We start from the raw sequence: 13,960 nt of genomic DNA, 5'->3' as shown, positions 1-13,960 counted from the left end.
TTGGCGGGAAGAGATTTCGAGCGCATCTGGAAGGCCTACGGCCGCTACGGCAACAAGCAAGCCAGCAGGCGCGCGCTCGAAGCCATACCCAATCCCGACGTCGACCACATCGCAAGCCGCGCTGCTGCATGGGCCGCTAGCGCGAAGCCAGGCCAGCGCAGGATGCCGCTGGAGAAGTGGTTAGAGGCTGAGAAGTACGACGAAGCAGATCGCAGCGTGAAGCTGAAGGCCAAGTCAGCAGTTCCAGATGAGTATCCGGATGAGGAGCCTGAAGTGGCGAGACGCCGCACTGATGCCGATACTGCGGCCGAAGCCGCTGAGCGTGCCAGAACAATCCGGAAATCTGCCATTCAAATTGATGTCCCGCGCGGCGTCCCGCTGACCGTTGTCGCTAGCGCTATACAGAAGCGGGGAGAAGATACTTGGCTAGCCCTTGTCACCGATCAAGGTAACGTTGGGCTCATGATCGAGGGCAGCCGCCAAGAGCAGCAGGCCGAGGGTCAGGCCCACTTGATGCGCCTGGGTCATGCGTGCGGCCTGGATGAGGTCTATGACTCGGCCGAGCTGCACGGCAGGCCGTTCATGGTGGTTGGTGACTCGTTTGCTCCTGTAGATGCCGAGGAGCAGGCAGCCTGACTGGGCGAGGGGTCACCGCAATCCCCGGCAACTCCGCCAACTAACACCGGCCGCCCAGTTGCACGCCAAATCCCGCAAGTTTTCAGATCATCACAAAGGCTCCAGAAGAGGGCCGAACAGCACATCACGGAGCACACATGATCCCTGCCAACGACAACGGCCCCGTCGCGGCCGACAGTTTCACCGACCTTGCAGCCCGCCGCGCCTGGCTAGCTACCGCGCCGGCCACCCACGCCGCTCACCACGCTCAGCCGCCCTGCATTACTTGGTGCAAGCGCGAGAAGGATGAAGCGACCTTCATAGGCCTCCGGCTATGGCGCACCCTCAATGAGCCGCCGCGCGTCGCTGCGAACGATAACGAACCGGATCAGGAGGAGACCGAGGCCGGCGAGCAATTGTTCGCACCTAGTGTGGACCGCGAGTTAGTAGACGTCGGCGCGAGACAGTTGGTCTGGGCCTTCAACAACAATCGGACGCGGTGGGTGGGTAATCGGCTCGTGAGGGTCTGGAACGGACACGCTTGGGTAAGCCCCGATGCGGAGTTCGGCGAGGTGCGAACGCGCAAGAGTGAGAAAGCCGACACTGAGAGTTGGGATGCCGATGTACCGGATGCTCAGGCCGAGCTGGCTCGGTCCATGGATCTGGAACGTTTGCGGGCCCGGGTTGGCCACAAGGCGACCAAGATCTTGGACATGGCGGCGGGCGACAGCACCTTGGTGGAGATCGGCGAAGATCTGGGCTTCGCTGGCCAATATGCAACGCGCATGGCGGCCAAAGAAGTTCGGGCTGCGGTTGCTGCGCTGAATGCGGCCGTTATTGAGGGCGAGAGGGCGGCTGCTTAGGCGCACTCTCGCTCCTGATTTCATTCCGAAACGTGAACGTCAAACCGATAAGGACGCACGTCGGCCTTGGCCAAATAAGACGCGGGGGCGTCGGCCCCAAAGACCGCAGCTACGTGGTCACCGACGCTGCAACAAGTTAGTCATCTCCCGCGTGAACAATCAGTCCGGCTCCGCACCCGTGCGATACTCAAAGGAACTCTAGTGAAGGAAAGTGATTGACTAGTCGATTCCAGAGAGAGAGAGGCGGGCGCGGCTGCCTTTTGGCATCTCTAAAGGCTAAACACCGCGGTGCTAGTCTCATTCCAAAATAAAGGTTCGCTCCAGAGACACTCTGACCGCCCTGTACACTAACAGTCGGGTCAAAATGATTTCTTATCAAGTCTGTCGTATGCTCCACGGAACCTGCCGCTGTATTGTCGTAAGCTGCAACGTATCTTGTTGAAGCCTTGAGAACTCGCTGTCCTTGGCAAACGTATTCCCCATTTTCTAGATACCGCCTCACTTCCCGATCACAAGACTCTCGCTGGAACAGCTCGTCTGCGATGATCGCTAGCTCCTCAAGCGAGATTTCCAACACTTGCACGTCATCGAGTTCGAGTCTTAGAGATTCTGCCAACTGCGCATCGGTCCGCGACTGAATCGAATGCACAATTTTCGAGTCAAGCGCATACTGAGCCCTTCGTAATTCGGAAGTGACTTGGGTGGTTGAAGCTGAGCTACGAGTCACGCCAACTAGTCGGTCCGGCGAAACTTCGCACAGCATGTCGTAATCTTGGCCGTTTGCAGAGACATGATAGATTGAGCCAGGAGCGCGCAAAAGCATAGGTGGCGTTATCGGGTGAAAGCCGATAGCGGAGATTGCTTCATTGAGTCTATTCGGGGGCTTGTGTAGATAAATCGCAGCCACGAATGCTAGCGGTGCGATGCTCACGATTGCCACTAATGCCCCCCATTTTGCCAATGGGCGCATTGGAATCCTCCGCCGATTACCCGCAACAATAATTGCCACAAGGGCGTGCGCATGCGTACGCCGAACCTGCAGGAGCAGTCGCAAGCGCGGCGAGAGTGAAGATAAAGAGGAATGCTGCGAACTTCATGATCTGTCCTCCCTTTGATTGACAGATGCTCGCTGCGATTTGACGTCCGGAAACCCGCAACGCACCTCGGCGATGGGAAGCGAGACATCTAATTGCAAGACTACTCCTCCTACAGGGCCGCAGATGTAATCTAGTTCACATTCGATCCTAAATTGTATGGCTGGCGCGACGTCGGTCCTCACGATCAACACAGCCACCGTCATGTACGCTCCCAAGGCGCTCAATCTCTTTAGTCCTTAGCGGCAGATTTCTGCCCCGACGTGTTGTGCACTTAACGCCGGCTGAGGTCGGCGGCCCTTTTACCGGCCTTTGGCCGTGAAGCCGCAGAGCGGCTTATTCCCATAACCAATCAATCGACACTTTCCACTGAGGAGAAGTAAACGTGGCGAAACTCGCCGACGTCCTCGCCGCGGTCGACTCCCTTGGATTCGACCCCGCACGAGTCAAGCACGTAGCCCGCCGGCTGAGCGAAGCGGGTAAAATCCCATCAGGTGGTCCTGCACGGTCTCCCGACCTGAGCGAGGATGACGTTCTGCGCCTGATCATGGCCGTGGCGACTTCGCCGAAACTCCGCCAGGCAGAAACGTCCGTCGAGACCTACGGGGCGCTGACACCGATCGGCGCGCATATCGAGAGCGATGCTCCCCAGTCCGTACCTCGGAATGCGTGCGACGCCATCGCGGTTGAAGTCGAGATGGCTCGCCGCGGCGATGCACAGGCGCGGCATTCGTTCCTTAACTTCGTCCGGTCTTGGCCGGAGATCGTAATCGAGCCGCCAGGCGGCAAGGTCGTGCGCTTTCGTCAGTCGGGCTCGAACGCAGGGCACTGGGCTCACGACGGGCACCGAACAGCGACCACGATTCCGGTTGCTGCCGTTGCCGATATTCTCGACACACTATTTGGAAAGGCTCAAGCCTGATGGCTCCGCTTAGAAAGAAACCGGCCGACGAATACCGCGTGCCCTCTCTGAGCGAGGCCAGCCCCGAACACGCTAGCCTTCTAACGAAACAGGCTGAACTGCAGACCCGCTATGGCGAGTTAAACACTGAGCGCGGCCTGCTTCGTCGGGAAATCGAAGTGGCCAAAGCGGCGGGCGGAAAGCACCCTTCGCTCGCCGTGGCAGAATTGCTGGGCGATGAAACCGAAGCAAGCGTCGCCGGCCTGTCTAAAAAGCTGCGTGAAGTTGCGTCCGGGATGGCCGACATTGAGGCGGCGCAAGAGATCTTGCGCAGGCGCACCGATGAGGCACGCGACGCGGCCAGCAAGCTCGTTTGCAGCGCTGTGCTGCCGGAATACAGGCGCCGTTTGGCCGAATTGTGCGCCGCCGCGCGTGCTCTTGAAGCGGCTCGCGAGAGCCATGACGCGCTTCTGGACCAGCTCGACGCCGAAGACGTTCGAAAGGACTATTTGCGGCCGGTTCATCCGTTTTTCATGGGCGATCGGCGCGATGGTCGCGTGAGCCAGTTCCTTCGTGAAGTGAAGGAGGCGCATAATGTCTAAAGGATCAGAACGCACCTCCGACGTCGCCGATCGAAAGCCTGTCCGCCGCAGCGTCAAGCTTCCGGGCGAGAGTAGGTACTGCGAATGCTCGGACTCGCCTGCTGTGATCGCACGCAAGATCATGCAGGAAAAGCGCGAGAAGCGAATGCGAGCGGCGCAGCGTGGCAGATAAAATCTCTGGATTCGCCATTTCCTGGAACCGGCCGGCGATCATCGCGGGACTCTTTGAGGAACGCTTTGCGCGCGGAGCATTCGACAAGCATCTTGCGCAGAATCCTGATGTCGCCGCGCTGTGGAGTCATGATCCTTCAAGACCGCTGGGAAGAATTCTTAACCGGACGCTTTCCCTCCGGTCGACAAATGCCGGCCTCTATTACGAGCTAACGCCGAATCCTGATGCACCGTTGGGACAAGAAGCATTAGCGACGGTCGGCAACGGCACGGTCAACGAGGTAAGCGTTTCATTCACCCCCGTTGTTGAGGAATGGGACGACAGTTCCGATTTACCGAAGCGCCTTATCACCGAGGCGAAGCTCTACGAGATCAGCTTGGTTCTTTGGGGGGCTTACGGCAAGGACACATCAGCTCAGATCAGCCGGGCGAGTACCAACGGCGAGGCCGCGCTCCGGCGAATCCGAGAAGCGCAGCGGAAGCGAGGAATCCTGAAATGGTAATCACCGGCTTGGTTCATGGATGGGACACTCGCAGGCACCGCGGCATCGCTCAACTCGACGATGAACGTACCGTCAAGATTGATGCGCGCGATCTCGGTGCGGCCAAGCGACTGCCGGAATGGCGGGGACAATTCAGGATGCACATCGGTGATCGAGCTGAGTTCGTCGTCAATGATGACGGCAAAGTGGTCGATGTTCTGCGAGTGTGGTGAGGCAGGCTGGGGTGGGGTGGGTCAAATCTCTCGGCCTGTGGGGGCCTCGAACCGGTTCCGGGCCAAAATACGCGAAACCACAATTCAGAATATGGGGTCTAAGTCGTGGTCCGGCAATTGGGACGGTATTGCCGGTCATGACCCGACCAATCCGACTTCGGGCGGTGGCTTCACCTTTACGGCCGGGACTTCAATGTTCCCCTTCGCGACCTTCGGCAGCGGCCTTGTCGGCCCAACGGGGCAGACTGCCAATATATTCATGGCTAACTTCGGCGCTTTTGCTTTTGTCGGCGCGGTAACGTCTGGGTACACGTCAGGCTGGACCGTTTTAAAGTGTAGGCATCGGATCTCTACCACGTTTGGAGGCGGACACTCGCGAGACCGATCCCGCCTAAGTATAAGCACGCGCCAGTTGCGACTCATGAGGCTGTTGGTCATTCTAAGTACGAATGGAACCGCACCGAGGCTATACTAGGCTTCCTTTCTGTTTTGACGCGCGGCCTCGTTGGCGTTTACCAGCACGTCGATAAGAAGCATCTAAACCGGTATTTAGTTAGACAAAACAACCGGTAGAAGTTGGGAGTTGACGACGTGCATTGCGCCAAGCATGCTATCAGAGGTATGGCTGGTAAACGCCTAACCTACTTGGACTCGTCAGCATGACGGTAATGCCTGTCAGGCCCGATTTGATTACATGGGCACGGGAGCATCGAGGCCTTAAACTGCAGGAGGCCGCTACACTGCTTGGCATCACCGCCGCAGAGCTCCAACAATTAGAACAAGGTGGCAAGCCGTTACATCTGACGATGTTTCGGAAAATTTCCAATGCGCTGCGCATCCCGCAGGCGACGCTATTGCGGCGCACGCGTCCTAATCTGCAGCCGATGCCGCGCGACTTTAGATCCATTGAGGGACGAGGAGCGCGGATTGGCCTGCAGACGCGCTTCGCAATCGACTACGCTCGCACCATCGCGGCGAACGTAATGGAGCTGGTTGAAAGCGGTATCGGGCCAACGACGCCTATACTTCCGCATCTAACCCGGGGTGAGGATGCCGCGGAAGCTGGCGAGCGCGAGAGAGAAAGGCTTGGTATTCCTGTCATAAATCAGATGGCATGGCCAGCCAAGGACGCCTTCAACAACTGGCGCGCGCTCATAGAACGGACCGGATGCTTTGTACTTCTACAAAAATTCGACGTGGAAGAATGCAAGGGCTTTGCGCTTTACGACGATCAAAACACACCGATTATCATGATCAGCAAGGCCGATGAATTTGATCCGACTAAGACCTTCACGCTGATCCACGAATATTGCCATTTGCTGTTGCGCGAACCTGGTATCTCGGATCAGAACCGCGAAAACCCTGTGGAAGCTTTCTGCAACAAGTTTGCTGCGGCCTTCCTGATTCCGCGCGCTGCATTGCGAGCCGTGTTGCCATACTGGCCCACCGCGCCGGTAGAATGGTCCCGGCACGACCTAAGGGAATGGGCGCGACAACTGAAGGTAAGTCAGCAGGCCTTGGCGCTGCGACTTGAGGAACTCGGCGTTGCGCCCCGCGGATATTACAGCCGTATTGTCGCGGGCCAAGACAAGACCAGCAAAGCCAAAAGCAAGGGCGGCAATTACGTTTCTACAAACGCATTTGAGATGGGGAACAGATACGCGTTGGCCGTGCTAAATGCGCAGGCACGCGGGGATATTCCGACGGCTGAAGCAGCTGAAATGGTGCAGCTGGCTCCCCAGCATTTTGAGCAAGTCAGAGAGCAGGCTGACAAGCGATTTGAATTTGCCGGGGCGGTAGGCGGCGGTGTACCTCATTGATTGCGATGCGATAGCACATCTTGACGGTGTATCGCACTGCGACGCCGTGCTAGCTGGACTAAAGCAACTTGTAGGCATCGGGACACTTAAGACGGTAGAGCAGGTCTTCGACGAGCTAAGGAGATGGCCGCACCTTCAGGAGCAGTTTAAGCCGGTCAAAAAGCAGTTCCTCATCGAGGATCAGCACAGCCCTGCGATAGCCTCGATGGCTGGCCAGATCGCGGAGGATTTTGAATTTCTGTTCGATCAATCGGGCAGCAGAAATCCTGATCCGGCGGACCCTTGGCTTATTGCAGCGGGAAAGGTGCTTGGGTGGACGGTGATTACTGATGAACGCAAAACCAGCACGCGAAAAATTCCCTATGTCTGCCGACAGCAAAGTATCCAGGTCAGGTGCATCAGTGGCCCGGAATTCTTCGCCGAGATCGGCGTCTTCACATGACGACCCGGAGCAGTCTAAGAGGCGTTCAACGCCGTGGTGAAGCCCCGGAAGCCAATGTGATGCGATCAAGCGAAACATGGAAGGCGCTTGGCATTGCCGTCCTGGTGTGGGGTAGCATGTTCCTGTTCCTTTGGCTCATTGACTACAAGCCGCGGATCAAGGGGCCGTCTACCGGCGAAAGCTGCGTAGAGTTCGTCAACCGGCTCTTCGCCCAACGAAAATTCCACACGCCGACCGAGTCTGAGATGAGGGACTTAGACGTCTGCGACGTTCGGTAAGTAAAACTTCGCCTTTAGATATGTTCGCGGCTAAGCTTTCTGCCTCACAACCTCGACGGCCACGGTTCGCACGCAATTCCATCGCCGTCGCGATCATGATGTCGCCAATAGCCGGGCTGGCCTCGCCTCGCAGGTGCCAAGCCGACCAACCTGGCAAAAGGGCAATTCGGGGCGGACCCGATATGTCGAAGCGTTGTCGTAACCGGCCAGGGGCTCGAAACAAGGAGCCAAATAGCCGGATAGACAACCAAAAGGATAGCGATGGCGCTCAATGCGGCAACGGCCCACCGCACCTTGATGGTGCGATCACGGCGCGCAGATGCCGCGAAAAAACGTCGCTGTAAATTACGCAGGCGGCGCTCAGCTCCGGGACGAACAGGATCTGGACTAGCAAGATGCTCCATAGCTTTGGCTCAAGCACTCCTCAATGCCCATTTTCGCGCGGTTCTGCGCGTTGGGACTGCAGGCTGATATCGCTCAGGCAATCGTCAGACTTTGCCTGAAGGTTAGCTCAATCTCAGGGCGCGAAAACCGCCCCTGAGAGGCTTGGCAAATCACTGATTACGGCACCCGCCTTTCGGCTTGGAGCGGTGGTCATGACCTCGATCCCATAAGGAGTGACCGCATGCCCGTTCGCATTGTTGAAGCGCAGACACTTGAGCCCTGAGAGGTGCTCGATGGACACAGCGGCTGCCGTTTGTCGCAGATGGTAGGCTTCCACCAAATCGGCTTCGTGGAAGTAAGGTTTGCCGCTCTTCGACCTCTCCATCCCTAAGAACGTCTGTTGGTTGCCACTGGCGAATGGGTTTCAACGAATTCTGAACGCACGAGATCGGAACAGTTTGGGTCCATTGCGTTGGCGAGAAGCGCCGCGAAAATGTCTTGCAGTTCTTCACGCGGTTCGCCTTGCGAAGCCTCCAGTAAGGAGACCGCTAGACTCTCCGGAATCGCGTGGTTTTGTCTACAAGATCACGCTCTTCAATGATGCGCTTTGTCTTCCTCTGCAAGTGATCTAAGTTCCGCTCGCGAGCCTGCGCGATGCGATCGCCGATCATCCAGTCGTAGATATTTCCGATCGCGGGACTTGCCTTGTCGACTAGATCGACGACCTTCCCGGTAGCCTTGGCCGTTTCAGTTATTGCCTTCTCATACGGCATCTCAGGGCGTTCGCTCATAACGCGCGTCTCCCGAGTGGCTCTCGGGTGAAACCGACTAAAAAGTCAGACCTGGCTCTTACTGGTTTTTCGCACCTGGGGGACCACCCAGACTTGCGGGTCCCTCCCCGGGATAGTTCCGCTGGATGGTCACGCTATGGCCGTCCTGCTGCTGCCGGGTTTCCGACACTGTGGTCCCCACCGGCTGCTCGGGGTTAGGTCGGGTTGGCACCTTGTCCGGGTCAACACGCCCGCAGCCCGTGTCGGTGCAATAGTAGCCGAAGAAGTCCCGGGCTAGCTGTCCGTCCTTCTGATCTCGCGTGCCGTAGATTTTAACGTAGCCCTGCGTCTGCTCGATGATCACCATTGCGCGATGAATGATGCGGCCGTCGGGAGCATATGCCGTCAGCAAGGTCCGGCCGGGCCTGAGGCCGCGCAGCGTAAAGGCCCGGTCGGTCTCCGGCACGATTAGCGCAACGCCCTCAACAGTGAGTGAGAGGCGCCCGAACGGTTCCTCGAAGGCGAAGGTCCGCGCGTCCTCCGCGCGAAGCTGAATCACGTTGTTGGTGACGATCTCTTTCGGTGGCTCGGCAACCGCCGTGCCGACCATGACAAACAGCAGAACCGCACAATTCAGCAACAAAGAGCGCATCGGAAATCCCCCTCGCTTGAAATATGCAGCGATGCTAGTGCAACCTTGGCTTGTTTGGAAGCCTTAAGGCGAAAGGGCGGAATTTTACAGGATTGGCAAGTGCTCAACTCACTAGAAACAAAGGGAGAAGTCGGGCTTGAGGCCCGAAAAGCACTCAGTCGATCGGCATTGCTCCCAGTACTGCCCGAGCTAGCGCGGCCGTATGTCTGCAGCGGCATGCGCTGCCCCCCGCGGCAGCGCTGGTGCTGAGCGCTCACAGCGTGGTGCGGCGCTGCCGGCCGAGGTGATCGATACCGTTAGGCGGACGAAGTCGGGAAGGGTGATGTGATAGTTGGGGAAGGTAGGTCTATCGCACGGACCCTGTCGCTTTTGACAGGTGCGGCCCTTCCGACCTGAGCGCATGATCGGTGTCAAAGGGTGAGGGCGGCTATGCAGCGCTATTATTTTCCGATCATTCACATGGGCGAGACGCAGACCGACGAGGTAGGAGAGCTATTTGGCTCTGCTGAGCTAGCAGTCCAATACGGCGCCCGCATCGCTAGGATATCGCCAGCGATCCCGAATGCGACCGCGACGCCGGCACCGTCGTAGTGGTGGTTGACGCCACCGGGGTTGAGATCGCGCGGCATGACGTGTTGTCGCGACGGTAAAGCGGGGCCGGTCGGGGAGGGTTTTGTGAGGGTGGGGCGGTGCGGCGGGTCAGCCGGTGGTTAACGAATTATCACCACTTTCTTGTGATTCTCTGTGCCTGAAAGGGTGCTTGTCATGGCAGAAACTTCAATCGAATGGACCGACGCGACGTGGAATCCTGTGGCCGGTTGCACCATTCTCTCGCCGGGCTGCACCAACTGCTACGCTATGCGCATGGCAGCGCGCCTCGATGCCATGGGCCTTGCAAAGTATAAAGGGCTGACGCGGAAGAGCGGTGGCCGAGCCAAGTGGACAGGCAAGCTTTATCTCGATCGCAAGGCGCTAGAGACGCCAAAGAGCTGGAGCAAACCGCGACAGATCTTTGTGAATTCGATGTCGGACCTCTTCCATGAAGAGGTGCCGGCGGATTTCGTTGCTGAAGTCTGGTCGACGATGGCGGCGACACCACAGCATACATATCAGATCTTGACCAAGCGGCCTGATCACATCGCTAAGATCACTGCAGGTCTGCCATTGCTGCGCAACGTTTGGCTCGGCACCAGCGTGGAGAGCGCGGACTATCTCGGCAGAATTGACGAACTGCGTGAGGTGCGCGCAGCGGTGCGGTTTATCTCGTTTGAGCCACTGCTAGGCTCAGTCGCCAATGCCAACCTCAAGAATATTCATTGGGCAATTGTGGGCGGGGAGAGTGGCCCGAACGCTAGACCGATGGATGCGGAGTGGGTTCGCGAGATTAAGTCCGCCTGTCGCCGCTACCGCACCGCGTTTTTCTTTAAGCAGTGGGGCGGCAAGAACAAGAAGACCACCGGTCGCATGCTAAACGGCCGGACGTACGACGAGATGCCGGCGGCTTCCCCTTAGAACAGGTTCCCCTGTCTTTCCGGGTTTGAAGCGGACTTCCAGAACTTGTGAGCTAGTTCATGCTTCGCCACTAGCAGCAGCCAGTAGAGGTGCTGGCCACCACTATTCTTTAAAAGCTTCATCTCGGTGGATGCCTTAGTACCCAACCCGGATACAAGGTCTCTCCAATGATCGATAATTTCGTTGCGGATGCCACGCTGGGCCTGTTCAGCGTCAATCACATCTTTCCAGCCCGGGGCGAATCTATCGAATGCTGATACGGCCGACCCGATATTCTCGTCTAGGTTTCGCTGGAGGTCCATTTTGCTGAGGTGAACCAGCATATCCATTCGAGTCCGGCGCGAGAGTGTTCTGAAGATGTTGAAGTCCAAGGCGCCTAAACTGTATGGATCGATGAAAGCGAAGTGCAAGCCCTCCGGTTCCAAGCGCTTCAGGATTGCGAGCGACGTCTCGACAGCTTCGCCATGGATGGCGGCAACAGGTGCGCCAAGGGCGCGCAGGCGTTTTGTCGCTGCATTGAGCCGCTCCTCATCCATGTCGGCGATATACATGTGCGAAAAAGGCGCCCTGCCGGCTACGCTCTTCCGCCACGCCGCAACGCAGCTTCCGTCGATGAAGGGACCGCCCTTGATCTTCGAACGGCCAGGTCCACAAAATAGGTCTATGTAGGTGGTTCCTGCTTTGCTAGGACCGATAAACTTCGCACGTGCACCGCGCGAGATATCGACGTATCTGCACAAAAGGTCCTGCTTCTCTTGAGCCCAGGGTCCGACCTCTTCGGCGGGGAGTCCGTCGTCGCCCGCAACAAGTTTGCCCATCCCTAATTCGTCCCTATCGCCGAGGACAGCTTGATGCGACGCTGTACCAACATTTTGTAGCGTTGCCCCACGCCGCAGCCTTCGAAATGGCGCACCCACGCATTCAAGAACCGCAATTCAAGTTGTCGCATTCGGGCTTTCGCCAAAATGACGCAAATGCGCCAAGCATAAAAAGGAGCTGGTGGTTCGCCGTTGTTAAGATATTCGGCGAAGGCCCCTGACACGATGGCGACGTTCGCCCCAAGGTCCTCTTGGATCGACTTAATGTAATCGCGTGCGTCAGGTCTATTCAGGAAGCTCATCGTTCCGCCGTTGGCCTCGCCGTAGGATTTGCCATCCTCAAGCATAGCAGGAACGACTTCAAGAACGTGGGCACTGTAAAGGTGCTCCACATCTTCGTTCGAGAGAGTCGGCGTGGTCTCCAAGCAGTCTATTAAGACAGCCAGAGCGTCGAGATCAAAATTCGGAGGGGCGGTCACTCATGCCGCAGCAGCTATTTGCAGGGCCATGCCTGACTGAGAGCGGTCATAGCCAGGATGCGGAACGGTTGATGCAGGTCTTGTGGATGGGATTGTAGGTAATTGACCACAACCCTCACGGCCTGGGCGCTTGTCACACCTTTCGGGTGGCACACCTTGAATCCGTCCGGTAACGATTCTCGCAGGAATAGAAGAGTATCGACCGTACCTCCGCAGTCGCCGTCCCACACCTCGTATCGGTAGTTATCGGTCACGTAATGTTGGCAGTGGGGGAGCATGAAATTTCCACTTTGGAAATCGGGGGCAGCTCTGCACGTCTCGCTCAGCGCGACGGCAACAGCCAGAAGCACAATTTGAAGAGAGATCCTCACAGATCAAGCACCATTCACCTCGGGATTTCCGTCAGATTGCGCCAAATAGGTCGGCCTGTTGCCCTGGTGAAACGCGCGGCAATCTCGTCGAAGTTTTCATCGTCGTCGGTTAAGATGAGGACGCCATCAATGCCGTCCTCAATCATGCTGGTCACTGCCGTGGGCACGTGGCCGAAAGGGCCAATAGAGACCTCGTGCCCTCGCTCCATCAGTGTTGCGGTATACCACCCTGCGACATCGGCAGCGGACAGAATTGCGATCTTCATTTCGTGACGCCTAGAGTGGATGAATCACGCGTAGAAAGCTCCGCGCGCTGGGTTGCAGACTTCATCGATCATACTTCTTGCCGCCAGTGCTGATTCCATAGAGAGTTGCAGAATAGGGAAGCCGAGCGAGAATGGTCGCGTTCTTCGCTATAGCGCCTGCCGTGACGCCTCGGCAGAGGAGCGTGACACCTCCACTATTCCGCTCGCAGAATGCATCCGGGCTATCGATAAAGGCTAGCCCCTTTTGGCCGGTCCAAGGTTTGCGAAGTAAAATGACGGTTCGGCCTTCGGGAAGCGCTCCGATCGGCTGGACGACGAATATGGATATAAACTGCGCTCCGACGATCCCCGCAACGATTACAAACAGAACAGCTAGCCAGCCTTTCATCCGCCGCGCGTCTCCCCCTATTGAAGCTGTGACTCAATCGCAACCAAGGCGAGAGCGCAAGCCGTAGTGCACCGGGCGTGCAAATCTTTAGTTGTGAAAATGAGGAGCCGGTCGCTTTACCGCCCCCGACTCAGGGTCACCACCAAAGCACGAACAGCTGACGTGCGCTTTCGCCACCGGAGAGAAATACCGAAGCCAGTCCAGAGAAATAGGTAAATGGTGAAGTACGGGGACTGGTGCTCTTATTGAGAACAAGCAGTAAAGACCTTCGCATCATCTCGATCAGTGCAAGAAGGATCAGAGATGGCAACGTGATGATGCAGGCCCAAAGACCAACGCTTGCAAGAAAGAAAATCGGACCGACGAGCGCTACCACAATTCCGGCAAGTATGGCCCACCACCACGCAGTTTCGGAAGGAAGGTTCATCGAACTTACCGGCGTATCCGGATCAAAATGATGAAACTGCATCATAAAAATGGGGACCGCCACGGCAGTCGTTAGCTGCAGAGCATAACGGGCGACGGGCGGCCGCTGTTTAATCGACTGTCCTGTTCTGATGTCGAATGCTGGCGGTTCGTGCATCCTGTTGAACCAACTGATGATGGGCTGACAGCCCTTCTTGAGGCGCGATGGGGCGTCGTAGAGCCAAAGATAGAACGAGATCAGGCGAGTCCGGATTTTTTCGATCGTTGTTACTTCGAGGTGTTGTTTGTCGAGCCAATTTCCTAGCACCATCAGAAAGACAACGAGAACACCTAGGGTCGCCAGCGCTTTCATCGTTCCCTGCCTCACAAAGGCGTCGCAAATCTTAAATTCCG

Annotated in this window: 18 protein-coding genes; 9 read left to right on the top strand and 9 right to left on the bottom strand. The window is 57.3% G+C overall.

Annotated elements, in window-relative coordinates; all coding sequences use genetic code 11:
* From HZZ16_RS25555 to HZZ16_RS25520, 8 genes are all read left to right on the top strand, one after another.
* Window positions 1-636: a hypothetical protein gene (locus HZZ16_RS25555; protein ID WP_197952623.1), complete on the top strand. Its 636-nt coding sequence runs from the start codon at window positions 1-3 to the stop codon at window positions 634-636.
* A 137-nt stretch (window positions 637-773) separates the two neighbouring features.
* Window positions 774-1,478, top strand: coding sequence for a hypothetical protein (locus HZZ16_RS25550; protein WP_197952622.1), 705 nt, complete (start codon window positions 774-776; stop codon window positions 1,476-1,478).
* A gap of 1,479 nt (window positions 1,479-2,957) precedes the next feature.
* Window positions 2,958-3,494: a hypothetical protein gene (locus tag HZZ16_RS25545; protein WP_197952621.1), complete on the top strand. Its 537-nt coding sequence runs from the start codon at window positions 2,958-2,960 to the stop codon at window positions 3,492-3,494.
* On the top strand, window positions 3,494-4,075 hold the full coding sequence (locus tag HZZ16_RS25540; protein ID WP_197952620.1) for a hypothetical protein: 582 nt from the start codon (window positions 3,494-3,496) through the stop codon (window positions 4,073-4,075). Before HZZ16_RS25545 ends, HZZ16_RS25540 begins: the two co-directional genes overlap by 1 nt.
* Window positions 4,076-4,236: 161 nt before the next feature.
* The gene (locus HZZ16_RS25535; protein ID WP_197952619.1) at window positions 4,237-4,749 is read left to right on the top strand and encodes an HK97 family phage prohead protease; all 513 of its coding nucleotides are present in this window, start codon (window positions 4,237-4,239) and stop codon (window positions 4,747-4,749) included.
* Window positions 4,743-4,961, top strand: coding sequence for a hypothetical protein (locus HZZ16_RS25530; protein ID WP_197952618.1), 219 nt, complete (start codon window positions 4,743-4,745; stop codon window positions 4,959-4,961). Before HZZ16_RS25535 ends, HZZ16_RS25530 begins: the two co-directional genes overlap by 7 nt.
* A 659-nt stretch (window positions 4,962-5,620) precedes the next feature.
* Window positions 5,621-6,781, top strand: a complete 1,161-nt coding sequence (locus HZZ16_RS25525; protein WP_197952617.1) for a helix-turn-helix domain-containing protein — start codon at window positions 5,621-5,623, stop codon at window positions 6,779-6,781.
* Window positions 6,768-7,223: a DUF4411 family protein gene (locus HZZ16_RS25520; protein WP_197952616.1), complete on the top strand. Its 456-nt coding sequence runs from the start codon at window positions 6,768-6,770 to the stop codon at window positions 7,221-7,223. The genes HZZ16_RS25525 and HZZ16_RS25520 overlap by 14 nt, the downstream gene beginning before the upstream one ends.
* Before the next feature lie 322 nt (window positions 7,224-7,545).
* Here the strand turns inward: HZZ16_RS25520 and HZZ16_RS25515 are convergent, their stop codons facing one another.
* From HZZ16_RS25515 to HZZ16_RS25505, 4 genes are all read right to left on the bottom strand, one after another.
* Window positions 7,546-7,905 carry an excalibur calcium-binding domain-containing protein gene (locus HZZ16_RS25515; RefSeq protein WP_197952615.1) on the bottom strand — a complete coding sequence of 120 codons (360 nt, stop codon included), beginning with the start codon at window positions 7,903-7,905 and terminating at the stop codon, window positions 7,546-7,548.
* Window positions 7,906-8,272: 367 nt separating this feature from the next.
* On the bottom strand, window positions 8,273-8,389 hold the full coding sequence (locus HZZ16_RS38570; RefSeq protein ID WP_446479846.1) for a hypothetical protein: 117 nt from the start codon (window positions 8,387-8,389) through the stop codon (window positions 8,273-8,275).
* Between the two features lie 44 nt (window positions 8,390-8,433).
* Window positions 8,434-8,676: a hypothetical protein gene (locus HZZ16_RS25510; protein ID WP_197952614.1), complete on the bottom strand. Its 243-nt coding sequence runs from the start codon at window positions 8,674-8,676 to the stop codon at window positions 8,434-8,436.
* Between the two features lie 58 nt (window positions 8,677-8,734).
* On the bottom strand, window positions 8,735-9,307 hold the full coding sequence (locus HZZ16_RS25505; protein ID WP_197952613.1) for an Ig-like domain-containing protein: 573 nt from the start codon (window positions 9,305-9,307) through the stop codon (window positions 8,735-8,737).
* A 765-nt stretch (window positions 9,308-10,072) separates the two neighbouring features.
* Between HZZ16_RS25505 and HZZ16_RS25500 the strand changes: the two genes are divergently transcribed.
* A complete protein-coding gene (locus HZZ16_RS25500; protein ID WP_197952612.1) occupies window positions 10,073-10,819 on the top strand; it encodes a DUF5131 family protein in 747 nt (248 codons plus the stop codon).
* On the opposite strand, the gene HZZ16_RS25495 is transcribed toward HZZ16_RS25500, so the two are convergent.
* From HZZ16_RS25495 to HZZ16_RS25480, 5 genes are all read right to left on the bottom strand, one after another.
* On the bottom strand, window positions 10,816-11,637 hold the full coding sequence (locus tag HZZ16_RS25495) for a three-Cys-motif partner protein TcmP (RefSeq protein WP_197952611.1): 822 nt from the start codon (window positions 11,635-11,637) through the stop codon (window positions 10,816-10,818). The two genes, HZZ16_RS25500 and HZZ16_RS25495, sit on opposite strands and share 4 nt — an antisense overlap.
* 2 nt (window positions 11,638-11,639) lie before the next feature.
* Window positions 11,640-12,062, bottom strand: a complete 423-nt coding sequence (locus HZZ16_RS25490; protein ID WP_197952610.1) for a hypothetical protein — start codon at window positions 12,060-12,062, stop codon at window positions 11,640-11,642.
* Window positions 12,063-12,130: 68 nt separating this feature from the next.
* Complete coding sequence (locus HZZ16_RS38395; RefSeq protein ID WP_376707593.1) at window positions 12,131-12,394, bottom strand: Rap1a/Tai family immunity protein; 264 nt, start codon at window positions 12,392-12,394, stop codon at window positions 12,131-12,133.
* Between the two features lie 107 nt (window positions 12,395-12,501).
* On the bottom strand, window positions 12,502-12,753 hold the full coding sequence (locus HZZ16_RS25485) for a hypothetical protein (RefSeq protein ID WP_197952609.1): 252 nt from the start codon (window positions 12,751-12,753) through the stop codon (window positions 12,502-12,504).
* 524 nt (window positions 12,754-13,277) lie between these two features.
* Complete coding sequence (locus HZZ16_RS25480) at window positions 13,278-13,919, bottom strand: hypothetical protein (RefSeq protein WP_197952608.1); 642 nt, start codon at window positions 13,917-13,919, stop codon at window positions 13,278-13,280.
* Window positions 13,920-13,960: the final 41 nt, after the last annotated feature.

The organism is Bradyrhizobium glycinis, assembly GCF_016031655.1.
GTDB classification, from domain to species: Bacteria; Pseudomonadota; Alphaproteobacteria; order Rhizobiales; family Xanthobacteraceae; genus Bradyrhizobium; species Bradyrhizobium glycinis.
Note: the sequence above shows the minus strand (reverse complement) of the source record. Positions and strands in the feature narration are given on the sequence as shown.